Raw genomic sequence first — 24,794 nt, forward strand, 5'->3', positions numbered from 1 at the left:
AATGAAGAATACCCCGCACAAGGTAATAATTGCGATCATTATTGGATTACTAAGTGTGCAAACTTTTTTTCCAAGTCTGAGCAGTATCCTATTGCCGGAAATCCACGCCATCGATCACACGATTGAACCGTTGGACGAAACGCAGAATATGTCCTTGCTTGATAAAGCAACACAACCGATCCAAACAAAAGAATTTGACATCCATCAACCTTTTTTTCAGTTTCCAGTTAGTGTGATTGAAGGTGTCGTGGATCAACCGATCGACGTTTTCGTCGTATCAAGCCAACCTTTAAATGAGATTACGCTAGTTGTAGCGAAAGAAGCAGCGATCGTGGAAGAAGAATTTGCTGCAGAAGTGAAGAATAAGAAGCTGTCTGAAGAAGAACAGGAATGGACGCTTACCTTTGATGAAGAGCTAATGGAGTTCGAGATTCCTATCGTCTTTAATAAAATAGGCGATTATCGACTTTTTATAGGTGAAGCGGAACTAACGATCGAAGTACAGGCAGAAGATGACGGGGAAGAGGACTCGGATGATGATGCAGATAATGAAACGATCGAGACAGAGGTCTCACCATCAGACACGCCTCAGGAAGGGAAACGAACCACGCAACCTTCTAATGACGCGAACCTAAATGAGAATCAGCAAGACACAGAAGCTGACCAAGCAGAAGCAATTGCCCAATTGACAGAACCTGTCACACCGTTAGACGAAATCAGTCACCGGGATGTTTCCAACTGGCAAGAGTTTATGGCGGCAATCGTGAATAGAGAAGTAAATTATATCAATATCGTAAATGACTTTGAATCATCAAACAATCCTACTCAAGGAGTTTCCGGAGTGGCTGCGGGAAGTGCAACTTCCAACCCGTCGAATGGGGTAGCCTATATTTGGACCAATGCTTCTGGAATTTCGCGAACGCTTGTGATCGAAGGCAATGGGTATCAAATCGACTTTAGAGCTGTTGCTGTCGGATTTTATGATAGTACCGTCAATAGTGCAACGCCGTGGGATATCACGTACCAAAATATCGATATCGTTCATGGCAACTATTATGGCTTCATGAATTTTACGAATATGAGTATTCCGCAACAAAATCTATCCAGAATGCGTTACCACAATTTAACCAACGCGGGCAATCAGTTGATCCACTCGTTAGCGACACCTGTTATTATGTCTGGCGAAGTAATATCGCATCAAACTCCGACATATACTTCCAGATCTGGACGTGTGCAAACGATCAATGCAACCAACCAAGCGAATATGGAAGTAACACAATTGGAAATTCTTGATAACGCAACAGTTGACATGTCGACAATAAATTCCGGCAATATCTATTTATATTATGCAACGGGGCGTATGACTATTGGCAATGATGCAAAGATGTCTCTGCGTGCAGCTGGAACAGCCGGTGAGGCTTTTGGAGCAAATATTTATATTGCGAATGGACGGATCAATATCGGTAATCGATCAGAGCTTCATTTGACTGCCCGAGCCAACTCCCCCGCAATCAGTATGTATGCTAGCGGCGCCCACTTTGAAATGTCTGAGGATAGCAAAGTGGTAATCAAAGCTGACGGACGTACCACAAGCCTCAATGGATGGGGCTATAACATTATCTACATGGGTGCTGGAAGCACGATGCTTATTGGAAATAAAAGCAGTGTCGAAATTGATGCAGTGAATCAAGGGACCACCACCTCCGGAGTGATCCATGTAGCCGGTGCCGCCACATTTATTGTTGCTAAAGAAGGAGTCTTGGATATTAAGTCGGACGGAACCAATCCCTCTCATTCCTTGATGACATTTTTGAGCTCGGCCTCAACCTTCACTTTTGCGGATGCACAACGCATCAATTTAGAGAAAACAAGGGCGGTTACCGGAAATGCAGCAAATAGTAGCCTTATTTCGATTTCCGGCAGCGGCGGGCTATTAGATGTGGATATTCAAGCTGCGAAGCAATGGCGGCATGGAAACTTGACGGAGGAACCAGACTTCAGTTGGAGTCCAATCTTCAATTTAAAAGTGAATTTTGCCTCTACCTTGTCATCGATTTCGAATGTTTCTTCCATCTCACAAGAGATCGTTGATCATTTTCGCGCGAATTTTACCACAAGAGCACAACGTATTCTATTTGAATATATTCCAGATGTCGAGGTTCATTTAGAACCATTAACGGAAGATCCGGCACTGGAAGGCTCAAGAATCATTAGGGGAAAAGCCACACCATATAGTGTGATTCGTTTTGACGGAGATCCAGCGATTCCCGCACCGCAACTGCAATCACCCTCTTTTGATGATAACAGCTTGTTTCATCTTCAAGCAGATGCCAATGGTGATTTCAGCTTGACCTTAGCCGAGGGGGATCGGTTTACAAAACATAATACGGTGACGGCTTACGCTTTCTTAAATGGAAAATTTGATACAGCTGAAACAGTTGTTCAAGAGATTGCCACAATGAATCCACGAGATCCGATCGCGCCAGATATTGAAGTGAATCCAGAAAATAAACCGGATATACCAGAACATTTAGGGTTTATCAGTATCGATTTCATCTCCCAGTATAGCTTTGGAGATGTATCAATAAGTGCAGATACCAAACAGTACAAGGCATTGCCACAACGTCTTAGCAGTGCTGATGGCTCAGTAACTGAGGAACGGCCAAATTACGTGCAGATTTCTGACCGGCGCGCTCAATTTACCGGCTGGGAATTAAACGCGACATTATCCGCTGCAGGATTTCGTAATGATCGAGGAGAAGAACTTCGGGGTGCACGAATTATTTTAGAAAATGCAGTTATGCTGACGAATGCCGCCAATTCAGCAATTCCTCCCACTTATAGTGAATCAATGATCCTTGATCCTGGGGTACCCGCTTTGATCGCTGAAGCGGATGCAAATGAAGGAAGCGGTACCTGGATTCAGCGCTACGGGGATATGGGGACGATGGGGGATAGTGTCAAACTTGAAGTACCCATTGGATCAAATCCGCGTAACATGACCTATCAAGCAACGATTGAATGGGAGTTAAGTTTTGTCCCATCTACCGAATGATCGATGCTCAATCTTATCAAATGGAAGCTGTTGACGCCTATGACAGCTTCCATTCTTGATAGGAAGACAGTGAATAAATCGGTTGAAAAGCAGTGGATTTTAACGCTTTTTTATGGTAGATCACGCTGCTGAGCAAAATCTGCTTAAGCTGGCTAAATCCATCGTTTGCTTCAAAAATAATCGCGAAGATACAGAGTTCACCTAAACTCGTGCAAAAACTATTTAAGCAACTTTGAATCAGTTCGTCAGGTTTTGATCAAAACCAAGGATGCCGGCTGAAACAAGAGAAAGGAAACTGTATGAAGAGTAGAAAAAAGAAGTCATATTTAACATTATTCAGTGCTGGGATTTTAGCAAGCCAACTTTTTGTTTCTCCCGTATTACTGGCGAACGAAAGCCCTCAGCCTGATAACTATTCAGAAAATACAAATGTCGAACAGCAACTTGATGACCAAGATTCATCGGAAGCAGAAGACCAAGAAAGTCAAGAAGACGTCAGCAAAGAGCAAACGGAGGACTCGACCGAGTTATCCTCCGAATCAAATGAACCGCTTATGGATTCAGAAACAGCAGATACCGTTGTAGAATCTCTTGATTCGTCTGAAGAATCAGACTCAACACAAACGACCGAGTCAGCGGAAACGACCGAACTAGAGGAATCAGAGTCCAAGGAACCTTCCGAGGAAGAGGAAAAAAAAGATGCTGAAACGGACGATCTAGAAATAGAAACAGAGAACAAGCCAAAAGAGACCGACTTGATTGATGAGTCATTGGCACCAAAAGAAAATGAAATTTCAACTGAGAGCAACGAAAATACTGAAAATGCAAAAAAAGAGGAGCCGAAAACACCTCCGATTATTGCACCTGAGCAAGTAATAAACCCTGTCGTTCAATCACCAGATGCTACTTCTGACTTGAAAAATTCTTTTTATGATGGACGTACCATTGATTTACCAGAGAGTTTTCGGGCAGCAAAGATCGCAGATTCGAATCTGTTAGATTTCACCTTGCCGATATTAGCTGATTATGATGCGCAATGGCAAGCGGCATTCGTCTACGAGATCATCGGGCAAATTGGTGAACTAGAAGAACCATTGACGATGGACGAATGGATCAATGAACGGATCAAAGCGGTTATAAAAGGAGAAGCTAGCTGGATAGAAAAAGAACAGCAGGTTGAACAATTACAACCGGGGGATCTTTTATATGACGCAAATAAGTTAATCGGTATCTACCTCGCAGATGGTTACCAAGCAAGTTTAGTGACAAATCAAGAAGAGCCAACGAAAACTGCCATCGAAGTTCAGCGGGTTTCTATCGAAGAGCCGCTATCGATCAGACGGCTATCAAATCCTGAATTGGCTACATATGGCGAAAAGCTAGTTACTGAATATCCAGCCCCTTACGAATTTACAGTGAATCAAAAGACCCAGACGTTTATTGAAACATTGGCACAAGAAGCCCAAAGCTTAGGGCAAGAATACGATGTCTTTGCTTCTGTATTGATCGCGCAAGCGATCCTTGAAAGCGGCAGTGGCGACAGCGGGCTTTCCAGCAGTCCCCACTATAACCTTTTTGGGATCAAAGGCAGTTATCAAGGAAACAGCGTGACTTTACCAACAATGGAAGATAAAGGCAACGGAGAACTATTCCAAATTCAAGCCGCCTTTCGTTCCTATTCAAGTTATCGAGATTCCATGGCTGATTATGTCAAATTGATTCGCGGAGGAATCACTGGAAATCCAACCTTTTATCAAGACGTGTGGCGCTCTGAATCAAAAAACTATCTTCGGGCAGCAGATGCTTTGACGGGCACTTATGCGACCGATGTTAATTATAGTAAAAAAATCAATTCACTGATTGCGGTCTATGGATTGACGCAATATGACCAAGTGATCGCAACAGAAACAGGCTTGTTTATCCAAGGGAAAGAACAAATTCCAGAAGAGTATCGCTCCCTCATGACATTTCGAGAATACAACGGTCGTGACTACAATCTTTCTGGTTCGTATCCTGTTGGACAATGTACTTGGTATGTGTTCAATCGCGTGAGTCAATTAGGCGGTCAAGTAGATGACTACATGGGAAATGGTGGTCAATGGGGCAATACCGGACGACGTTTAGGTTACAACGTCAGTCAAACACCTAAAGCAGGCAGTATGATCTCTTTTGCACCTGGAACAGCTGGATCTGATCCTCGTTATGGTCATGTCGCTTTTGTTGAAGCCGTTGGTCCAAATGGTATTTTGGTTTCAGAAGGAAATGTCTATGGTGGAACCACAATCTCTTATCGCGTGATCAGCAATGAATTGGCGCACTCATCAAGTGTTTCATATATTATGCCAAAATAAGGATGGAGGGCTGGCAATATGAGTAAAAGGCATAGACAAATAGGTCTTCCTATCAGCGGTATCTTTTTGATGGTCCTTTTGCTTATTGCGTTTCTTCAGCCGTATCGACTGGCGTTAGTCAGAGGAGCGTCCATGCTGCCGACGATCGAGGATCGACAAGTTGTGCTGATCCATAAAAAGCGCCAGCCAAATCGCTATCAGCTGATCGCTTTCGAACAGGAAGGGAAATTTTTGATCAAGAGAGTGATTGGTGTGCCGGGAGATTCCTTCGTTCGTACACAGGAGCGTTTATTGATTGGGGCGGAGGATACTGACTTTGATTTTTCATTTATGATCACTGTGAAGGATGAAGCCTTTGAGGCGTTGCCGATTCGGGGGTACCTCAAAGAAGATGAGTACTTTGTCGTTGGCGATGCACTGCTCACTTCAAGTGATAGTAGAGAATTTGGAATCATTTCAAGTAAAACCTTTTATGGTGTGGTGATCACGTTCTTCTGACACATCAGCTTCTTGAAAGGAAGCTTGCGATGATTCATTTCTTGCAACATATCAACGAGACTAAGTTTGTATCAAAAGGGATGAATAAAACGAATTTTAGTTTTGATGGAAGGAAGAGACTGTGATTTTTATTTATATTGGGATGATACTGCTTGCCATTGGAGCAGGTAGTATCATCGGTTGGCGATTGTATCGAGAATATTTATTAAGAAAAGTTGAAAAGCAGCTGTCGTCAGATGCTTTAGCCAAAAGGAAACTTCGTTTATTTAAGCACAACCTGCGTAGTGGGCACTTGCTAATTGTATTGGGCTGCAGTAGTGCCATAATCGTAAGTGTCTTGCTATTAACAGTTTTTCAACTGACAGGCGGCATTCATTTGCAAAAGCTGCAAGAAGAAACTAGTCAATTGAAAGAGGAAGTCTTCGCGCTAAGAACTGAGCAAACGGAATGGATGCGTATGCCGATTTTTGCTTATCCTGAGAACGGCTTTGCTTTTGAAGCGATTGATTGGGAGCATTTACTCGTATCCAATGATCGTGAAGCACAGTTTGCAGCTGAATATGAGTTGGCCTATCAGTTATCACCATATCTAGGTCGCACCGTAGCGATGATTTTTGTTGATCAGCCCTTGCAAGAAATCTCGATTGTTCTATCTAGCAAATTACCATCAATTGATGACTTAAACGGATGGGAAGAAAATTTTTCTCGTCTACTACATGATATGCAGAACGTTCCCTTGATCACCCAAGGAACCTTCTCTGTTCAATTTTCCAAGGATTCTGATCAGTCCTTTGAGCAGACGATCATTCGTGATGAGAATGGAGTTTGGACCCTTTTAGAACGCAGCTTTCCAAACACTGACGCTCAAGAAGTAGCTAATAACGAGGGGAGCGAAAGCATATCCTCTACTCCTCAAACGGATCAAAGTGAAACGATCAATACAAATGAACAAAAAGGCAGTGTGAAAAATTAATGATGAAAAAGAAAAACAAAGGTTTGTTTTCTGTCCAAAAGCTAATGGATGAAGTAAATCAATTATCCATAGGAGAGCTGAATGAATTTGAGGAGACAAATCAAGAAGAGGGAATCATTGAGGATCAAGGGTCCGCAAAGGCTACGCCTGAAAAAAAAGAGAAAGGAACCAATCGACAAGCGGACAATGAACCCCCTAAAACCCAGAAAGAAACAGCGAAACCTGTCGCACAGACTTTAGCAAAACCGATTTCTCACCAAAGAGTGCCTGTTGGTCAACAGACAGATCAAAGTGTCAAAAAGATAGCAGTGCAGCAAAAATCCTCTGGTAACCGTGATAACCACGCCAAATATAGTCAACTCGTTGAAGACAAAGGAGAACGTATGGAGAAAGAATTGAGTATAAACCAGACACATAAGCAAGATTCAGAAGAACAAGAAAAGGATCATATGATTGAAAATTTATCTTTTGAAATTAAAGAATTGATTTTAGAAAATGAGCAACTACAGGAAGAAAAAAAACAGTTAAAAAAACAGCAGAAGGTAGTGGCTCAACAAGAAGCAGAGGCAAAAGAATTAAAAGCTTCGCTAGTAGAAGCGAATAAGAAAGTCAAAGACCTAGAAGAACAGCTTACAAAAGTAGATACAGAAAAACTTGAAGCAAAGATCCAGCAATTAGAAGCTAAGTTAGCTGTTCAGCAAGAAAAAGAGCAAAAAGAGAAACAAAATTACGAAAAGGAACGCGCTGAATGGACGTTGAAGCGGCAAGAAATCCAGCAGTTGCAAGAAGTAATTGCTGATTTGAAACAGCAATTGGCAGAAAAAGAAGAGCTTGCAGCAAAAGTTTCAGCTAGCGAATCAAATGAAGAAGTCGCAGAGCTTCAGGCGAAGATCGAAGCACTAAGGGAAGAAAATGCAACCCTACAAATCGAAAACGAGCAGTTCCAAACAGAAATCAGTGAGGTTTTAGTCTTTGCTAGAAGAAAAGCAAATCGCACGATTCAAGAAGCGAAGATCGAATCTGAACGAATGATCCGTACGACAGAAATGCGAATCGATGGCATTCATGATCGTGCCAAGGAGATTCTTTTTGAAGTGAACGAGACGAAAGAAAATGTGATTCATTTGTTTGACGATCTACATAATCAAGTTTATCAGCTTTCAGATAAAAAATTGCTTTTTGAAGAGCTTGAAAAGTAAGCTTCTACATTTATATGGTCGTTATTAAAAAAACAGTAGATCAAAATCTGATCTACTGTTTTTCACTATTCTCAGTTATTCGGAGTTACCATCATTTGGTTCTGGTGGATCCGGCGGTGAAGAAGGATTTTCTTCACTGCTGGAAGGCGTTGTTGAGCCAGGATCCTGACTAGAAGCAGGAGGTGTAACGACCGAAGATGAATCATCCTCATCAGGTGTTGTCACTGGGGGTGTCACTTCGCTTGATGATTCTGTTGTACTTGATGGTGTTGCTTCACTACTTTCTGTAGAAGGTGTCGTCGGTTCAACGTACGAACTACTGCTGGAAGAACTTGGTGCTGAATAGCTTGGCTGCGTGTATGTCCCTTCAAGATAAAGCTCTCTTCCGATCCGTGTCAATCCGTCAGGCATTGTCCAGTCCGTGTTTTCTACAGAAGCAGAAACATAGCGCATCAATTCACGATAGACATCTGAAGCCACATGGGTACTACTATCAGTGATTGGTGTCATTTTGTCGTTGTATCCGGTCCATACCGCCAATGAGTAGGAGGGAGTATAGCCGGCAAAAGTTATATCCGGATAAGCACCGTTTGATGTATCCAGTTGTGCTAGCTGGTCATCGGTGTAATTGGAAGTTCCCGTTTTCCCTGCTTGGTATAACCCATCGATTTGCGCATTGGTCCCAGTACCGACAGAAATAACATCTTTCAAAATATCGGTCACCATATAAGCCGTCGTATCATCCATTGCTTCTTGACCATCAACTTTAAAGGATTCTTCATCTTCGGTCCCATCTTGCATGACGATTTTGTTGACGTACTGAGGTTCATAATAGGTGCCACCATTTGAAAACGCAGCATAAGCAGCGGCCATTTTCAGGCTGGAGATCCCATATTTTGTGCCATCTAATTTATCCGTATTGCTAGAAATCGCATTAGATTGAGTAATCGTGTGGTATTCGATACCCAACCCGCTAAGAAAGTCGGCGATATTATCCGCTCCAACTTCATCAAACAATTTCACTGCTGGTACATTTCTGGATTCTGCTAAAGCAGTTCGAAGCGTGATATTGCCCATATATTGGCGATCCCAGTTGTACACAGGAATATCGGTTCCTTTATAAGTATAAGGTTCATCTAAAATCATTCTACCGGTAGAGTCTTGTAGAAATTGGAAGGCAGGGCCGTAGTCTGTGATCGGTTTAACGGTCGATCCAAAGTCCCGAGCGACGTTGACAGCCAGGTTGTTTGCGAGAACGTCATCAACGTTGCGGGCACCAATTTGAGCCGTGACTTTGCCCGTATTGACATCAACTAAAGTAGCGGCAACTTGCATCTTGTCGTCTGGATAATTAACATAATCATCGCTGTTGACGATGTCATATAACCGTTTTTGCGCATCGATATCTACATTGGTGTAAATATCTAAGCCATCGGTATAAACATCTTTGCCGGTTTTTTCTTTGACTTCTGCGATCACTTCGTTGAAGTAATTATCAAAGTACTTCCACTCTTGGTTTTCTCGCGGGTTTTCTTGCAATCCTTCTTGAATATCTTCGGCAACGGCCGAATCATATTCCGCTTGCGTGATTTTCTCGTTTTCAAGCATTGCGCCTAAAACCACATCTCGACGACTTTTCGCATTATCAGGATGAGCGAAAGGATCAAACGCAGAAGGGGCATTTGGTAAACCAGCAATCAAAGCGGTTTGCGCTAGGTCTAGTTCAGCCAAAGGTTTGCCGTAAAACTTCATAGCAGCTGTTTGCATTCCGTAAACCCCGTTGGACATATATACCTTATTAATATAGTAAGTCAAAATTTCCTGCTTTGATTTGGTTTGTTCAAGCCGTACCGCCATCCAAGCTTCTTGCGCTTTTCTTCGTAACGTTTGATCTTCGGCGCTGGTAGAAAAGAAGGACAGCTTGATCAATTGCTGAGTCAACGTACTTCCGCCTTGCATACCGCCGGTTGTGGCATTGGATAATGCAGAACCAACGATTCGGATCGGATCGACCCCGATATGCTGATAGAACCGACGATCTTCGACAGAGACGATCGCATCTTCCAGCAGTTGGGGAATCTCACTTGCGGTGATTTTTTCTCTCGTTTCACTTCCGAATTCAGTGATCAATTCACCGTTGGAGGCATAAAAGCGCGAAGAAACAGTCGAATCCAAACGTGTTTCATCAAGTGCTGGTGCATCTTTGGCGTACCACCAAAACAGCCCCATTCCTGATAAAATCCCGATACAGCCTAAGAAAAATAGGCCCATAAACACTTTTAAAATAATACTCCCAATACTTCGTTTGCCTTTGGCTTTAGGGGGCTTTGGTGCTTTTTTAGCAGTGCCTTTCTTAGAATCATGCCGAGAGGTCCTCGATTGTGATTCATTTGCCATACTCATCATTCTCCTTCATCGTTAAAAATTGATCAACTGCTTTTAAATAGGGAATACGCGGCGCAATAGTGGGGATGATTTCGATCCCATTGGTTTCGATATAGGCCAACGTCATTGATTTTTTTCCAGTTTCCTTTTGCAGGTGCCACTGAGAAACTAAGCACTTGCTATCTAGAAAAAAGCAGCGTTGTAGACTAGAAAACCATAAAAGAACAAAACATAATCCCGCTTGTTCCAAACAGTCTTCCATATGCTTGATTTGGTGTGGATGAAAATTTTTAAAGGGAAATGACGTTTTGTTTTGAGTCTCTTTCGCTTCAAAGTCGATATATTGCCCTTGATAAACCCCATTGTAATCGGTGGTAGAGGCCTCTCGAAAGTAGGCTTCTTTAATTACTGCGGCGCTTCTTCTCGGATAATCTACCTTGACGATTTGAACTGGTGTCGGTTTCTTATGAATGACCGCAAGTTTGCGATTTAAATAATAAAGGTTGCTTTCATTGATCGCTTCTTCAAAACGCATCCCACGATTGGCATACGTTTTTGGCTTTATTAGTTTTTCTTGCATTTTTTGTTTTTTGCCGTCATCATAGGTAGTAGATTGTCCATTCGGGTAACGAATAACCATGTTGTTCACACTCCTAGGCAACATTATACCAAAAAGTCGTTTGGAAAGAAAAGAGATGACCAGAGAAACAATGAAAACCTTATACTTTACTGGCTATCGTAATTATGAATTAGGTGTCTTTCAAGCAAAAGATCCCAAGATTGCAGTTATTAAGAAAGTAATAATGTCGGCATTGACCAATTATGTCGAAGAAGGGCTAGAATGGCTCTTGATCAGCGGGAATCTTGGAGCAGAGCTGTGGTGTGCCGAAGTCATTGAACAATTAAAACAAACATACCCGGAACTGAAACTAGGAATTATTTTTCCTTTTGAAGGGTTTGGTGAAAATTGGAACGAAACAAATCAGCAGGCACTGCAAACAGCGAAGTCATTTGCCGATTATGTCAATGCCACCAGCCATAAGCCTTACCAAGACCCCAGTCAATTAAGAAATCATACAGCGTTTTTACTGGAGCATACTGAAGGCGCACTTGTGTTATATGATGACGAATTTCCAGGAAAACCTAATTATTTCTTAAGAGATGCGAAAGCCTATAGTGAGCAAAATCCCTACTTTATTCATCAAATAACAATGGATGATTTACAAAACGCAACATTTGATAGTAATTTACTTTGATTTTCGTATATTTTTTGATAGAATGGTCTAGAAAGTGAAAACCATTTGGAATAAACAATGAGGTGTAAATAATGGCAAATTTAATTTATAGTCCAAAAGATATTCTGCAACAAGAATTCAAAACAAAAATGCGTGGATATGATCCAGTGGAAGTGGACGAGTTTTTAGACAATATCATTAAAGACTACGAAAGCTACAATAAAGAGATCTTAGCCCTGCAAGAAGAAAACGATCGTCTGACAGCGAAAATCGATCAATTGTCGAAAAACCAAGCAATCGCTTCTCGTGTTCAACAAGAAGCACCGAAAAGCCAAACAGTCACAAATTTTGATATTTTAAAACGTTTGTCTAATCTTGAAAAAGAAGTGTTTGGCAAAAAGCTTGATCGTGAATCAGAACCTGTCACTCGTTCTTCTTCATACAACAGCAACTATACAAATGCTGATTTTGAAGACGACAACGAAAAAACCCGTCAATTCTAATGTAGAAAAGATAGTTGTGATTTTCGGGTAATTGCGGCATAACTCGATTATGCTGAGGAAAGTCCATGCTCGCACAAGCTGAGACGCTTGTAGTGTTCGTGCCTAGCGAAACCATAAGCTAGGGTACTTGAGAAAGTAACGGCAGGAAAAATGGCTAAGGTGCAAGCTATGCCAAAGTATCCTTGAAAGTGCCACAGTGACGAAGCAAGCCGGGAAACCGTCTTGGTGGAACGCGGTAAACCCCTCGAGCGAGCAACCCAAACAATGGTAGGGGCACTTTTTGCACGGAAATGAACGGAGCAAGAAGGCAAGTAATTGCAGATAGATAATTACCCAGTGTTTTCTTCTCCCTGAGGAAAATACGGACAAAACATGGCTTATAGAAAATCACAACCTATCAGGGAATCCTTCCAGCAACGGAAGGTTTTTTTATACCAAGAAGGAGAGCGTTATGACTGAAAAAACATTTAATTGTATTGCCACCGCTGCGAGCGGTTTAGAAGCACTAGTGGGCAAAGAATTACGGGATTTAGGGATCGAGTGTGAGGTTGAAAACGGCCGAGCGCGCTTTAAAGGGACAATGGAGACCATTGCTACCGCGAACTTGTGGCTCCGTACAGCCGACCGTATCAAAATCGTCGTTGGGGAATTTGACGTATTGACTTTCGATCAGCTGTTTGAAGAAGTTAAAGCGTTACCGTGGGAAGACTTTTTACCGTTAGACGCTGAATTTCCAGTAGCCGGAAAATCAATCAAATCAAAATTGTATAGTGTACCTGACTGCCAAGCGATTACCAAAAAAGCAATCGTCAATCGCTTAAGAGAAGTATATCATCGTCCGGCAAGTGTGCCGCTGACTGAAACTGGCGCTTTTTTCCAATTAGAAGTCGCTTTATTGAAAGACCATGCGATGATCACATTGGATACGACTGGCCCTAGTTTGTTTAAACGCGGCTATCGTTTAGAAAAAGGGGGCGCACCTCTGAAAGAAAACATGGCTGCGGCTTTAGTGATGCTGACAAATTGGTACAAAGACAAGCCGTTTGTCGATCCCGTTTGTGGATCAGGCACATTGTGTATTGAAGCAGCTTTGATCGGCCATAATATCGCCCCTGGATTTAATCGGGAATTTGTTTGCGAAACGTGGGATTGGTTCCCAGCAGAAGTATTTGAAAAAGTACGGAAAGAAGCAGATGAAGCAGCAGATTATGATGTCGAATTAGATATTACCGGTTCGGATATCAATGGTCGAATGATTGAGATCGCCCGCCGGAATGCGGAGGAAATCGGTCTAGGAGACTCGATCACCTTCAAACAACAAGCTGTTAAAGACTTTAAAACAGAAAAAGAGTATGGTGTCGTTGTGGCTAACCCTCCTTATGGCGAACGCTTAGGAGAAGAAGAGTCTGTTCAGCGACTGTATCAAGAAATGGGCCAAGTGTTTCGACCGCTTAAAACCTGGAGTAAATACTTTTTGACCAGTGACTTGACTTTTGAGACCCATTACGGCGAAAAAGCGACAAAAAAACGCAAATTATACAACGGTGCGATTCGTACCGATCTCTTCCAATACTGGGGACAACGTCCGCCACGCAAAAAGGAGTTTGCTGAATGAAAGAACAAGAATTTCTGAAAGAATTAAAAGAAATCGATCTATTACAACAAGCAATGGGGATCTTAGGCTGGGACAATCAAACGGGGATGCCAGAAAAAGCCAGTGATTACCGGGCGGAAGTTGACAGCTATTTATATGGCCTCTATTTTGACAAAAAAATTGGAGAGCCGATCCAAGAAGCAATCAGCTATTTTGGGAAACACCCAGAAGAATTATCAGAAGTTGGGAAAGCGGCTTATCAGCTAGTCAAAGAAGAGTATGAATTGCAAAAAGATGTACCAAATGAGTTGGCGATGGCGGCTTCCGCAGCAACGTCAAAAGCACATACTGCTTGGCTCAAAGCCCGTAAAGAAAAAGATTTTTCTTTATTTAAAGACGCACTTTCTGAAAATATTCGCTTGACGAAAGAATTGATTCCTTATTGGAAGAAGAATGAGCTGACAAACTATGATGTGTTGTTAAACCAATACGAACCAAATATGACGGTTGAGATCTTGGATAATGTTTTCTCACAAGTGAGAGACGGTATCATGGATATTCGTCGTCAATTGGCTGAAAAAGGAACAGCACCAGATACTTCGATCCTGTCACGTAAGATGACCGAAGCGCAGCAACGTAAATTTATCTCAAAAGTGATTGCCGACTTAGGCTATGACTTTTCTCGCGGCCGCTTGGATAATACGGTCCACCCATTTGCTACGGGGATCAATCACAACGATGTGCGTTTGACTACTCGTTGGAGCGAAAACGATTTTTCAATGGGACTATTCGGTGTAATTCATGAAGCCGGACATGGAATGTACGAGCAAAATATTGACGAAAAATACGAAGGAACACCGGTTCATGAAGGAGCGTCTATGGGGATCCACGAATCTCAATCGCTTTTTAATGAAATCATTATCGGCAGTAATCGCAATTTCTGGGCCAAGCAATACCCATTTTTCCAAGAATGTGCGGAAGGCTCGTTTGATGATGTGTCTTTTGACACCTTCTATGATTCTTTGAAGCATTCTAAAGCCAGCTTGATCCGTATTGAAGCTGACAGTTTGACTTACGTAATCCATATCATTATTCGTTACGAGATCGAAAAAATGATCTTTAACGAAACAGTATCGATCGATGAACTGCCGAAAATCTGGAATGACAAATACGAGGAATATTTAGGGATTCGTCCAGAGAATGACCTTGAAGGAATCTTACAAGATGTTCATTGGTCAGGTTCCAGCTTTGGTTACTTCCCATCCTATGCGTTAGGGTATATGTATGCCGCGCAATTACTGCATGCGATGGAAAAAGAAATCAATGTCGATGAAGTGTTGGCTTCAGATGATTATTCACCGATTCGTAAATGGCTGACTGAAAATATCCATCAATATGGGGCATCAAAGAAACCAAATGAATTGATTTTAGATGCAACGGATGAATTATTGAATCCTCAATATCTATTAGACTATTTACGTAAGATCTATTTTAGTGTCTATAAAATCAGCGAGACGCAAGATTTCGCTTAAAAGAAACGAGTGAAAAGAAGCTTCGCAAGACGTTGCCGCCCTAACTGTTTCGTGGGGTGCTCGTTTTGTTAAACTTCTTTTCCTTTTGTATCGATAACCACTGAAAAAAGGAAGGCTTGCTGCTTTCGTATCGAAAGAAGGAGAAAGATGAAGGAAGAAAACAATGTTACCGATCTTAGCAAAGTAATTGCCTATGCCGAAAGTATTTTGGGGAATGATTACACAGGACATGGGTTTGATCATGTCAAACGGGTGGCGGGCTTAAGTCAAGCTATCATCGATGCCGACGAATTGGCGGTTGATCGTTTTGTCGTACAGGCGGCAGCTTACTTGCATGATACGGTGGATGACAAAGTTGTGGCGGATGTCACAGCGGCTTATGCCGAAGTGCGAGTTTGTTTGACCGCAGCAGGGGCAAGTGAAGCACAAACGAAAGAAATTTTTTCTATTATCGAAAATCTGTCTTTTTCAAAAGAACTTTTGCAAGGCGCACAAGTTGTCTCATTAGAAGGCCGCGTCGTTCGTGATGCAGATCGTCTCGATGCTTTAGGTGCGATCGGTATTTTACGGACGAGCTATTTTGGTGGCAGTCATCAACACCCGATCCATGTCAGTGACTTAGCCCCAAAGACGTTTCAAAATCATGAGGATTACCGAAAAGGGACGACGGTGATCAATCATTTTTATGAAAAACTATTTTTGCTTCCTGAAAAGATGACCACGGATTATGGCAAAAAAGAAGCTCAGCGACGTGTGGTTTTCATGAAGGATTTTTTAGAAGAATTCTATGCAGAATGGGATGTCTAACTTTGTTTAGAGTTTTTTAAACTGAAATTCGATTATTTCCTTTTTCCTTTATTGTTCTTTATAATAGTAAGTACAAAGGAGGGATGGAAATGTACTACCAACAGGCATTACAACCGAGTGAACTATTGCCAGCGATTTCCAATTCAGGGGAATGCTTTTTTGTCATTCGGGCTGAGCTACCCATCCGGCAATATCAAATCGCAGTCTATCTTTACGACGATCAATTCTTTTTGTTGCAAGATGATCGCTTGTTTGATCAAATCGAACAAATCTCTAGTGAGACATTAGGGGACGAGGAAGAGATTTTACCATTTATCGAAGAAGCGTTGGAAGAAAACCATTATTTATTAGTGGAAAAAGCGTTTATTCGTTTAGATCTATCTACTTTACAAAAGATGACCGATCTTACTAGTTTCGATATCTTGTTTTATGAATTTTTTGATTCATGGGGGGAAGAAGAATGAAACGGACTGAATACGTAACACTCCAAGACAAAACATTGATTGACCTATTCCAGCAGTTAGGAGAGGATGTTTCGAATCTCGAGCTGATCGATGAAGAAAAGAATATCGATGTGGTGGTTGTGTCGAATAGTGACTGGCAATATTTATTGGAACAAGTCAATGATGATGTAAAAGAATCTTTTGCTGATACGTCAGAGACAGACCTGGATGAAGAACTAGCCGACGAATAAACGCTTTTTGTGGTTGATAAACTGTTTTACTACGGGAGTGGTGGTTGGATCTTTTGAAGGGGTTTAGCAATCTAGGCAGCTTACCAAAAAAAATACGAAGCGATCTCATTTCCCATTAAGAGGAACAGGATCATTTCGTATTTCTAGGTAGGTTGCTTTTATTTTGTCCGCAGACGAACGTTTTTGACTTTTAGATAGCCGCGAATCAAGTTGAGAATAAGTAAAAGAATGCCCACAATCAATGGAATCGCTAATAAGTAGGGCGAGTAAAGGTGGGTTTCTTGCACGTGTTCAAGAGAAGTTTTCTCCACTTCATTGATGGCTTGTTGAATGACTTGTAAACTAAATCCAGTCAGAAAACCAGCAATGATGAATAGGGCAAATCCTAAGTAGGGTATATCGGAAGACCGGCGAAAAAGAGCAAAAGCTACATATAAAACCAAAAGGAATGCCGGTACGCCAAAGGCAAAATAGGGATTTAACATGGTTTTTTAACCTCCTTTTCTTTTATGATACTCCAAAATTTACGTTTTGGGAAATAGCGTGTAAGATAAAAAGAAAACGTGAAGGAGTTCTTTATGTCCGCTTATATTACCCCAATAAAGGTTGCTCTGCTGGTTTTTCCATTTCTAGCATTGGCGATATCAATGATTTTTTTTGTTATCCAATATCGAAAATACGGTCGTTTTATCTTTTCTCGTGCACTGGTTCTTTATTCGTTTGTCTTCTATTTATTATGCGCCTATTTTTTAGTTATTTTGCCATTGCCCTCGATTGAAGAGGTAGCTCATATGACTGGTCCTAAGATGGAATTGCAGCTAGGAGCATCCTGGCACCATTTTGTCCAACAGACGGTCTTAAATATCCACGACCCGCAAACCTATCTTCCTGCCATGAAGCAGGGGGTCTTTCTCGAACCACTCTTTAATTTATTGTTGACCTTGCCTTTCGGCGTTTACTTACGTTATTACTTCAAGTGTTCTTTTCTGAAAACGCTGGCGATTACGTTTTGTCTGACGTTGTTTTTTGAATTGACTCAGCTGACAGGACTTTATTTTATTTATCCCCGTCCTTATCGCTTATTTGATGTTAATGATCTCTTTGTCAATACACTAGGAGGATTGTTGGGGTGGAGCATTGCCCCGCTATTTACGTTCTTATTGCCATCAAGAGAAGAGATGGATGCCGATTCATACGCCAAAGGTACTCGGGTAACCGTAACACGAAGGATATTTGCTTGGTTGATCGATTGGGGAATACTGAATGTGGTCAGTTTCATTGTGGTGATCGCTGTTCGTTTGCTTACTCAACAGACGGTAAGGGACTTTAGTGGGGACTATTGGTACTTTGCTCTTGAAGTATTACTGTACTTTGTGTTGTTTGCTTATCTTGCCAAAGGACAAACGATTGGAAAAAAACTCGTACGAATCAAAATCATGCAAGAAGCCCGTCAGAGGGTCAGCTTGGCTGCGTTATTGAAACGTTATGGTTTGTTTTATCTGATTTATGCCAGCATCAGTCGGGTCAACATCTTTTTTGCACCGTTTCTTGATTCGGATAATACGCTGCTTCTGGTCGTCAGTTTATTGATGGTGGTCATTTTTGGCTTGATCCAGTTTGGCTTTTACATGAATCTCTTTTGGGCTGCAATAAAAAAAGAAAGCCGCTTTTTCTATGAACGCCGCAGTGCAACGTATACAATTAGCACGATTGATCCAAAACCCGTGACAAAAGAAAGTTAGGAAATCAAGGCAACATATGCTATAATCCAAAGGATGCTAAAAGAAAGAAGGTGTTTGAATGTCTTTTGAGTCATTTAAATTTCAACCATTTATTTATGAAGCACTTGCTGATAAAAAGTTCTCTAATCCAACAGAAGTGCAAGAAAAATTGATACCTGTTATCCAAAAAGGCCGTAGTGTTGTTGGACAATCTCAGACTGGGAGTGGTAAGACCCATACATTTTTACTGCCATTGATGGATAAAATTGATGCCGAAAAAGATGAAGTGCAAGTCGTGATTACTGCACCGAGTCGTGAATTAGCCACACAAATTTATCAAGCCGCAAAACAGATCGGCGGGTTTCATGATCCGGAGATTCGTGTGTCAAATTTTGTTGGAGGAACGGATAAACAGCGCCAATTGAGCCGTCTGCAAAATCAACAGCCCCATGTCGTGATTGGGACACCTGGTCGTATCTTAGATATGATCAACGAACAAGCCTTAGGGGTTCACACTGCCAATGTATTTGTCGTGGATGAAGCAGACATGACCTTGGATATGGGCTTTTTGGAAGAAGTCGATCAAATTGCGGGGCGTTTGCCTGAGAAACTACAAATGCTGGTTTTCTCCGCAACGATTCCAGAGAAATTGCGCCCATTCTTGAAAAAATACATGGCCAATCCATTGATCGAAGAAATCAAATCGAAAGCAGTCATCTCTGATACGATCGAGAATTGGTTGATTTCTACCAAAGGGAAAAATACCAATAAATTGATCTATCAATTATTGACTACAGGCCATCCCTATCTTGCCATCGTTTTTGCCAACACGAAGAGCCGTGTGGATGAAATTACGGATTACTTAAAGGAACAAGGCTTAAAAGTAGCGAAGATCCACGGCGACATCAGTCCTCGTGAAAGAAAACGGATCATGCGCCAAGTGCAAAATTTGGACTACCAATATGTTGTCGCAACAGATTTAGCTGCGCGAGGAATTGATATTGAAGGGGTTTCTCATGTCATCAATGCCGAGATTCCAGCTGATTTGGATTTCTTTATCCACCGTGTTGGTCGGACCGGTCGAAATCAAATGGATGGGACCGCGATCACTTTATATGATCCAAGCGATGAAGGGGCAATCCAAGCCATCGAAGATCTAGGGGTTGTTTTCCAACCGAAGGAAATCAAAAATGGCGAGATCGTTGCGACTTACGATCGGAATCGTCGGCAAAAGCGGGAAAAATCTCGTGACGAATTAGACCCAACCTTGATTGGCTTAGTCAAGAAAAAGAAGAAAAAAATCAAGCCTGGCTACAAGAAAAAAATTCAATGGGCCGTTGATAAGAAGAACAAAGAAAAACGGAAGATCGAACGTCGTCAAACGACTCGAACCGCCCGCAAAAACAAGAAAAATTCGAATAGCTAATGCTTACCAAAACAGCAGTCAAGGAAGAGAACTACTCTTCCTTGACTGCTGTTTTTAATTGTTTGGTCATTTCTACACACAATACGCCATCTTCAGCATAGGGTTCAGATGTTTTTTGATACCCACAGGATTCATAAAACGCACAAGCGTCGATCTCTGCGGATAACACTGATTGGAGGGCACCCTCTTGGACACCACGCATTTCGAGATAATGCAATAATTTGGTGCCGTATCCTTGGTGCCGAAAGGCCTTAGCTACGCAAAAGCGATCAGGTTGCAGAGTGTTCGGTGTAGAGAATTGATAGCGAATGGTAGCGATCGGTGTGTTTCCATCAAGCCAAAGAAAGTATGGACAGGTTTGGTCTTTTTCATCAAATTCCCATTCTGCCGGAATGTGCTGTTCTTCTACAAAAACGGCTTGCCGCAAGGCGAAAACCGCTTGTAGCATCCACGGACTGCGTCCAAAATAAAGCATCAGCCGTTTTCCTCCTTTTTCGTGGTATACTCGTTATATAGTAATTGTAGCAGATGAGAGGAGAAATGACGTGGATTTTTTTGAGGCGTTACAATGGTCAAATTGGAAGACACTGTCCTTTGAAATCAAAGAACAGCTGATCCAGCAAATTTTAATGTATTTTGTCAGTCCTTTAAAGGAGATCACCGATGTCCATTTTAGTCAGTTGACGTATGCAGGATTGAAATGTGCTACCTTTGAATTAACGATCGATGGCGAAGACTTTGTCTTTATACCAGGGAATTCTGAGGCGATCTTAGGTTGGGATCTCGGTGTGCAAGGATTACCGGCTACTTGCTGGAGTAAAAATTGGCAGTCACCACCCAATGAGATCATTCGCCAACTGGAAACAATCTATGAGTTAGAAACCAGCCAGGATTGGGGGATTTTTGTCAATGAGTCGACGAGCCCTTTGCGTAAAGCTGTGATTGATCCCATGCTAGTCCAAAAAAGTTCTCTGCCTTCTGGCGCAAGGTATATCGGGCAGTTAAATACGATCACTGGGGAGTTTCACGGGTTAGTCGATCAATTCAGTGTTTTCGAAAAAGAGCTAAAGGCACAATTCACAGCACCAGCGTCCTTTGAGGAAAGCTTGCGTTGGGAATTACCCGCTTTTTATCACGAAGAGAATCGCTATTTTGCTGCACTAGAGCCGTTATCGGAAACCTATCAGTTATTTACCCACGAATCCGTCAGTCAAACAGAATTGAAACAGCAGTTAGATAAACAAGGCTTTCAGCTGCTTTCAGAGGATCAATGGGAATATGTCTGCGGTGCTGCTACTCGGCGACTTTTTCGCTGGGGCAATGAAAAGTCTTGCGACGATGGTGTCTCTTTGCCAACCGCTGAATTGCTTGAACCGAATTTATTTGGCTGCACCTATGGGCTTGCGGATGCGTGGGAGCTGACAGATGGCTTGTCTTTAAAAATGGAGAACTGGCAAATTTGTGGGCATCCCTTATTCGATGCCTTGCCTTATGCCAGTTATTACCGTTCACGGAAAATGCTACAGCCAGATCAAAAGCTTTCTCCGCAGAGCTATCGTTACCGCAAAGCGATTCTGATCAATAAAGACCGGATTTGAGGATTGACTTTTTCGACACATTTCCTTATACTTTGAATGACGAAGGATATGGTCGGTTTGATGATTCATTACAGAAAGTTTTTCACTGCTGAGAGAAAAACATGAATTCAGACGGATTGCTCCCTTTGGTGCTCAACTGCAGCAGAAATGTTGCCGTCCACTCCGCGTTAACGAGTCTAAGAGGTAATGAGTCACATCATTGCAAGCAAGGTGGTACCGCGTATCGACGTCCTTGCTCTGCAATGGTGTTTTTTTATCGTCAAAACGACTCTACAGGCATAAGAGCGCCTTACCAGCAATTTTGTCAGCCCCTGTATCTTAAGCGAACACAGAAGAAAGTAGGAGAATAACGTGAAACAATTATCCAGTGCAGAAGTACGCCAAATGTTTTTGGACTTCTTTCAATCAAAAGGTCATTCAATTGAACCAAGTGCGTCCCTTGTCCCAGTCAACGATCCAACCCTATTATGGATCAATTCAGGGGTGGCAACGCTAAAAAAATATTTTGACGGCAGTGTTGTTCCTGAAAACCCAAGAATGACCAATGCGCAAAAATCAATTCGGACCAACGACATCGAAAACGTTGGGAAAACAGCAAGACACCATACGATGTTTGAAATGCTAGGAAACTTTTCGATCGGCGATTATTTCAAAAATGAAGCGATTCATTGGGCATGGGAGTTTTTGACTTCCCCAGAATGGATGGCTTTTGATCCAGAAAAGTTATATGTCACGGTTTATCCAAAAGACACAGAAGCAAAACGGATCTGGGCAGAAGAAGTCGGCTTGACACCAGAGCATATCGTTGAGATTGAAGACAACTTTTGGGACATCGGTGCAGGACCATGTGGACCGGATTCGGAGATTTTCTATGACCGTGGTCCTGAGTTTAATGACGTAGCGGAAGATGATCCCGAAAACTATCCTGGTGGCGAAAATGAACGCTATTTGGAAATCTGGAATCTGGTCTTTTCAGAATTCAATCATCAACCAGATGGCTCCTATGAACCACTACCACATAAAAACATTGATACGGGGATGGGGCTGGAACGAATGGTTTCCATCGTTCAAAATGCACCAACCAATTTTGAAACAGACTTGTTTCTGCCGATCATCAATGCAGTGGCAGATTTAAGCGGTCGTGTGAACTACGGCGACAGCAAAACGACAGATATCTCCTTTAAAGTGATTGCAGACCATATCCGCGCGCTTTCTTTTGCGATCGGCGATGGGGCACTTCCTTCAAATGAAGGCCGTGGCTATGTTTTACGTCGTTTATTACGTCGTGCAGTCATGCATGGGAAAAAATTAGGGATCGATGCTGCCTTCTTATACAAATTAGTACCGATCGTTGGCGAGATCATGGAAAGCTACTATCCTGAAGTACTAGAGCAGCAAGAATTTATTGAAAAAGTGATCCGCAACGAGGAAGAACGTTTCCATGAAACCATCAATGAAGGGTTAGATATTTTAAATCAAGTGATCGCCCAAGTAAAAGCATACAACCAAGATACGTTAGCTGGTCAAGATATTTTCAAATTGTATGATACTTACGGCTTCCCAGTTGAATTGACAGAAGAAGTGGCGGAAGACGAAGGGTTGAAAGTGGACCATCAAGGGTTTGAACAAGAAATGGATGCACAACGTGCCCGCGCTCGTGCGGCTCGACAAACGGAGCTTTCAATGGGCGTACAATCCGCTTTATTGACGGATATCAAAGTAGACAGCCGTTTCGTTGGCTATGATTCACTTGAAGCTAACAGTGAATTATTAGTGATCATCCAAGACGAAGCGTTACACGATTCTGTTTCGACAGGTGAAGCAAAACTGATTTTTGCTGAAACACCATTTTACGCAGAAATGGGTGGACAAGTTGCGGATACAGGCACGATCGTAGCAGAAGATGGTACGATCGTAGCGGAAGTGACGGATGTCAAAAAAGCACCGAACGGTCAGTTCTTGCATACTGCTACAGTCAAAGCGCCACTACAAGAAGGCGTGAACTATTTCTTACAAGTGGATCAGCATCGTCGCAATAAGATCATCAAAAATCATACGGCGACTCACTTATTGCATAAAGCGTTAAAAGAAGTATTAGGTAGCCATGCGAACCAAGCAGGTTCATTAGTTGCTCCAGGACATTTGCGCTTTGACTTTAGTCATTTCGGGCAAGTGACCAGCGAAGAACTGAGCCAAATGGAACAAATCGTCAACCAAAAAATTTGGGAAGCCCTCCCTGTTGTGACAATCGAAACGGATATCGATACCGCAAAAGGCATGGGAGCGATGGCACTCTTTGGTGAAAAATATGGGCATGACGTTCGCGTCGTCAATGTTGCCGATTGGTCGATCGAATTATGTGGGGGAACCCATGTGGCAAATACGGAGGATATCGGTATTTTCAAAATCGTTTCTGAATCAGGGATCGGTGCTGGTGTTCGTCGGATCGAAGCCGTGACTAGTCAAGAGGCCTATACGTTATTGCATGAAGAAGAAACGCAATTAATAGCAATCGCAGGAATCGTTAAATCTGCCCAATTAAAAGAAGTCGTTGCCAAAACAGAACAACTGCAAGCGCAGCTACGTGAATTGCAAAAAGAAAACGAAGCTCTTGCCAGCAAGTTAGCAAATCAGCAAGCAGGGGATGTTTTCAAAGATGTCAAAGAAGTAAATGGTCTGCGTCTAATCACAGCGAAAGTGACTGTTAAGGACATGAACCAATTACGTCAACTAGCCGATCAATGGAAACAAAAAGACCATTCTGATATTTTAGTGTTAGCTACCGCGAATGATGGCAAAGTGAATCTTTTAGCTGCTATGAACAAAGTAGCCAATGAAAAAGGATTGAAAGCGGGCGATTTGATCAAAGAGATCGCACCTAAAGTTGGTGGCGGCGGTGGCGGCCGTCCTGATATGGCACAAGCCGGCGGGAAGAATCCTGAAGGAATCACAGCAGCACTTGAGACCGCAGCAGCGTGGTTAGCTGCCAAGTAAGCACACTATGGTTGAATCTGTACCCGCGAGTTCCTTTCCTTCTAAGAAGATAGGTGAAAGAGGAGCGCAGGTCTTTAGCACAGTCCTTTTTTGAACGAAGATGACGGAGGGGGAGACCCTTCCGTTATCTTTTTCCTTTTTTCCTACGTGTTATCTGAAAATGCGTTTGATAATTGAAGGGAATTCGCTTTTTTTTCGAAAAAACGATACGAATAGTTGTTTAATTGAA

20 protein-coding genes and 1 other RNA gene are annotated in these 24,794 nt (G+C 42.2%); 17 read left to right on the plus strand and 4 right to left on the minus strand.

From position 1 onward, the window contains the following. Position 1: 1 nt before the first annotated feature. The 5 genes from IGI86_RS07815 to IGI86_RS07835 all read left to right on the plus strand — a co-directional run bounded on the left by IGI86_RS07815 (position 2) and on the right by IGI86_RS07835 (position 8,076). Complete coding sequence (locus tag IGI86_RS07815; RefSeq protein ID WP_242691946.1) at positions 2–3,055, plus strand: WxL domain-containing protein; 3,054 nt, start codon at positions 2–4, stop codon at positions 3,053–3,055. Positions 3,056–3,354: 299 nt separating this feature from the next. Then, entirely contained in the window at positions 3,355–5,406 is a 2,052-nt protein-coding gene (locus IGI86_RS07820) for a glucosaminidase domain-containing protein (RefSeq protein ID WP_430617891.1), read from the plus strand. Positions 5,407–5,424: 18 nt separating this feature from the next. Beyond that, positions 5,425–5,904 (plus strand): signal peptidase I, encoded by a 480-nt coding sequence (gene lepB / locus IGI86_RS07825; RefSeq protein ID WP_008379825.1) that lies wholly within the window; start codon positions 5,425–5,427, stop codon positions 5,902–5,904. A 121-nt stretch (positions 5,905–6,025) separates the two neighbouring features. Continuing rightward, a complete protein-coding gene (locus IGI86_RS07830) occupies positions 6,026–6,877 on the plus strand; it encodes a hypothetical protein (protein ID WP_422705965.1) in 852 nt (283 codons plus the stop codon). Continuing rightward, entirely contained in the window at positions 6,877–8,076 is a 1,200-nt protein-coding gene (locus IGI86_RS07835) for a hypothetical protein (protein ID WP_430617892.1), read from the plus strand. The genes IGI86_RS07830 and IGI86_RS07835 overlap by 1 nt, the downstream gene beginning before the upstream one ends. Positions 8,077–8,151: 75 nt before the next feature. Here the strand turns inward: IGI86_RS07835 and IGI86_RS07840 are convergent, their stop codons facing one another. Together IGI86_RS07840 and recU are read right to left on the minus strand one after the other, a co-directional pair. Then, entirely contained in the window at positions 8,152–10,473 is a 2,322-nt protein-coding gene (locus tag IGI86_RS07840) for a PBP1A family penicillin-binding protein (protein ID WP_008379831.1), read from the minus strand. Next, positions 10,463–11,101 (minus strand): Holliday junction resolvase RecU, encoded by a 639-nt coding sequence (gene recU / locus IGI86_RS07845; RefSeq protein WP_008379833.1) that lies wholly within the window; start codon positions 11,099–11,101, stop codon positions 10,463–10,465. The genes IGI86_RS07840 and recU overlap by 11 nt, the downstream gene beginning before the upstream one ends. Positions 11,102–11,171: 70 nt before the next feature. On the opposite strand from recU, the gene IGI86_RS07850 reads away from it, so the two are divergent. The 8 genes from IGI86_RS07850 to IGI86_RS07885 all read left to right on the plus strand — a co-directional run bounded on the left by IGI86_RS07850 (position 11,172) and on the right by IGI86_RS07885 (position 16,826). Next, positions 11,172–11,717, plus strand: a complete 546-nt coding sequence (locus IGI86_RS07850) for a DUF1273 domain-containing protein (RefSeq protein ID WP_042890769.1) — start codon at positions 11,172–11,174, stop codon at positions 11,715–11,717. A 71-nt stretch (positions 11,718–11,788) separates the two neighbouring features. Next, positions 11,789–12,199, plus strand: coding sequence for a cell division regulator GpsB (gene gpsB / locus IGI86_RS07855; protein ID WP_005226142.1), 411 nt, complete (start codon positions 11,789–11,791; stop codon positions 12,197–12,199). Positions 12,200–12,218: 19 nt separating this feature from the next. Beyond that, positions 12,219–12,584: RNase P RNA component class B (gene rnpB, locus IGI86_RS07860), an RNA gene on the plus strand. A 66-nt stretch (positions 12,585–12,650) separates the two neighbouring features. Continuing rightward, entirely contained in the window at positions 12,651–13,814 is a 1,164-nt protein-coding gene (locus IGI86_RS07865) for a THUMP domain-containing class I SAM-dependent RNA methyltransferase (protein ID WP_005236030.1), read from the plus strand. Continuing rightward, positions 13,811–15,325 carry a carboxypeptidase M32 gene (locus IGI86_RS07870; protein ID WP_005236028.1) on the plus strand — a complete coding sequence of 505 codons (1,515 nt, stop codon included), beginning with the start codon at positions 13,811–13,813 and terminating at the stop codon, positions 15,323–15,325. The genes IGI86_RS07865 and IGI86_RS07870 overlap by 4 nt, the downstream gene beginning before the upstream one ends. 147 nt (positions 15,326–15,472) lie before the next feature. Further along, positions 15,473–16,132 (plus strand): HD domain-containing protein, encoded by a 660-nt coding sequence (locus IGI86_RS07875; RefSeq protein ID WP_430617893.1) that lies wholly within the window; start codon positions 15,473–15,475, stop codon positions 16,130–16,132. An 83-nt stretch (positions 16,133–16,215) separates the two neighbouring features. Next, entirely contained in the window at positions 16,216–16,596 is a 381-nt protein-coding gene (locus tag IGI86_RS07880) for a hypothetical protein (RefSeq protein WP_005236023.1), read from the plus strand. Then, positions 16,593–16,826, plus strand: a complete 234-nt coding sequence (locus IGI86_RS07885; RefSeq protein WP_005236021.1) for a hypothetical protein — start codon at positions 16,593–16,595, stop codon at positions 16,824–16,826. Before IGI86_RS07880 ends, IGI86_RS07885 begins: the two co-directional genes overlap by 4 nt. A 158-nt stretch (positions 16,827–16,984) precedes the next feature. Here IGI86_RS07885 and IGI86_RS07890 read toward each other — a convergent pair whose 3' ends face one another. Then, positions 16,985–17,311: a hypothetical protein gene (locus IGI86_RS07890; protein WP_005236019.1), complete on the minus strand. Its 327-nt coding sequence runs from the start codon at positions 17,309–17,311 to the stop codon at positions 16,985–16,987. Positions 17,312–17,404: 93 nt separating this feature from the next. Here IGI86_RS07890 and IGI86_RS07895 point away from each other — a divergent pair, with 93 nt between their 5' ends. Both IGI86_RS07895 and IGI86_RS07900 read left to right on the plus strand, forming a co-directional pair. After that, complete coding sequence (locus IGI86_RS07895; protein ID WP_008379845.1) at positions 17,405–18,568, plus strand: VanZ family protein; 1,164 nt, start codon at positions 17,405–17,407, stop codon at positions 18,566–18,568. Between the two features lie 58 nt (positions 18,569–18,626). Then, positions 18,627–19,973: a DEAD/DEAH box helicase gene (locus tag IGI86_RS07900; protein WP_005236016.1), complete on the plus strand. Its 1,347-nt coding sequence runs from the start codon at positions 18,627–18,629 to the stop codon at positions 19,971–19,973. A 31-nt stretch (positions 19,974–20,004) separates the two neighbouring features. On the opposite strand, the gene IGI86_RS07905 is transcribed toward IGI86_RS07900, so the two are convergent. Then, positions 20,005–20,448: a GNAT family N-acetyltransferase gene (locus IGI86_RS07905; RefSeq protein WP_008379848.1), complete on the minus strand. Its 444-nt coding sequence runs from the start codon at positions 20,446–20,448 to the stop codon at positions 20,005–20,007. 70 nt (positions 20,449–20,518) lie between these two features. Between IGI86_RS07905 and IGI86_RS07910 the strand changes: the two genes are divergently transcribed. Beyond that, a complete protein-coding gene (locus IGI86_RS07910) occupies positions 20,519–21,571 on the plus strand; it encodes a DUF7278 family profilin-like fold-containing protein (RefSeq protein ID WP_430617894.1) in 1,053 nt (350 codons plus the stop codon). Positions 21,572–21,922: 351 nt separating this feature from the next. After that, on the plus strand, positions 21,923–24,565 hold the full coding sequence (gene alaS / locus IGI86_RS07915; protein ID WP_430617895.1) for an alanine--tRNA ligase: 2,643 nt from the start codon (positions 21,923–21,925) through the stop codon (positions 24,563–24,565). Positions 24,566–24,794: the final 229 nt, after the last annotated feature.

This window comes from Enterococcus sp. AZ188 (genome assembly GCF_050544075.1).
GTDB lineage: Bacteria > Bacillota > Bacilli > Lactobacillales > Enterococcaceae > Enterococcus_D > Enterococcus_D entomosocium.

Bases quoted from the DNA above. Each gene is read 5' to 3' on its own strand.
- IGI86_RS07815 (WP_242691946.1), top strand. From the start codon at position 2: ATGAAGAATACCCCGCACAAGGTAATAATTGCGATCATTATTGGATTA.
- IGI86_RS07820 (WP_430617891.1), top strand. From the start codon at position 3,355: ATGAAGAGTAGAAAAAAGAAGTCATATTTAACATTATTCAGTGCTGGG.
- lepB (WP_008379825.1), top strand. From the start codon at position 5,425: ATGAGTAAAAGGCATAGACAAATAGGTCTTCCTATCAGCGGTATCTTT.
- IGI86_RS07835 (WP_430617892.1), top strand. From the start codon at position 6,877: ATGATGAAAAAGAAAAACAAAGGTTTGTTTTCTGTCCAAAAGCTAATG.
- IGI86_RS07840 (WP_008379831.1), bottom strand. From the start codon at position 10,473: ATGGCAAATGAATCACAATCGAGGACCTCTCGGCATGATTCTAAGAAA.
- recU (WP_008379833.1), bottom strand. From the start codon at position 11,101: ATGGTTATTCGTTACCCGAATGGACAATCTACTACCTATGATGACGGC.
- IGI86_RS07850 (WP_042890769.1), top strand. From the start codon at position 11,172: ATGAAAACCTTATACTTTACTGGCTATCGTAATTATGAATTAGGTGTC.
- gpsB (WP_005226142.1), top strand. From the start codon at position 11,789: ATGGCAAATTTAATTTATAGTCCAAAAGATATTCTGCAACAAGAATTC.
- IGI86_RS07865 (WP_005236030.1), top strand. From the start codon at position 12,651: ATGACTGAAAAAACATTTAATTGTATTGCCACCGCTGCGAGCGGTTTA.
- IGI86_RS07870 (WP_005236028.1), top strand. From the start codon at position 13,811: ATGAAAGAACAAGAATTTCTGAAAGAATTAAAAGAAATCGATCTATTA.
- IGI86_RS07875 (WP_430617893.1), top strand. From the start codon at position 15,473: ATGAAGGAAGAAAACAATGTTACCGATCTTAGCAAAGTAATTGCCTAT.
- IGI86_RS07880 (WP_005236023.1), top strand. From the start codon at position 16,216: ATGGAAATGTACTACCAACAGGCATTACAACCGAGTGAACTATTGCCA.
- IGI86_RS07885 (WP_005236021.1), top strand. From the start codon at position 16,593: ATGAAACGGACTGAATACGTAACACTCCAAGACAAAACATTGATTGAC.
- IGI86_RS07890 (WP_005236019.1), bottom strand. From the start codon at position 17,311: ATGTTAAATCCCTATTTTGCCTTTGGCGTACCGGCATTCCTTTTGGTT.
- IGI86_RS07895 (WP_008379845.1), top strand. From the start codon at position 17,405: ATGTCCGCTTATATTACCCCAATAAAGGTTGCTCTGCTGGTTTTTCCA.
- IGI86_RS07900 (WP_005236016.1), top strand. From the start codon at position 18,627: ATGTCTTTTGAGTCATTTAAATTTCAACCATTTATTTATGAAGCACTT.
- IGI86_RS07905 (WP_008379848.1), bottom strand. From the start codon at position 20,448: ATGCTTTATTTTGGACGCAGTCCGTGGATGCTACAAGCGGTTTTCGCC.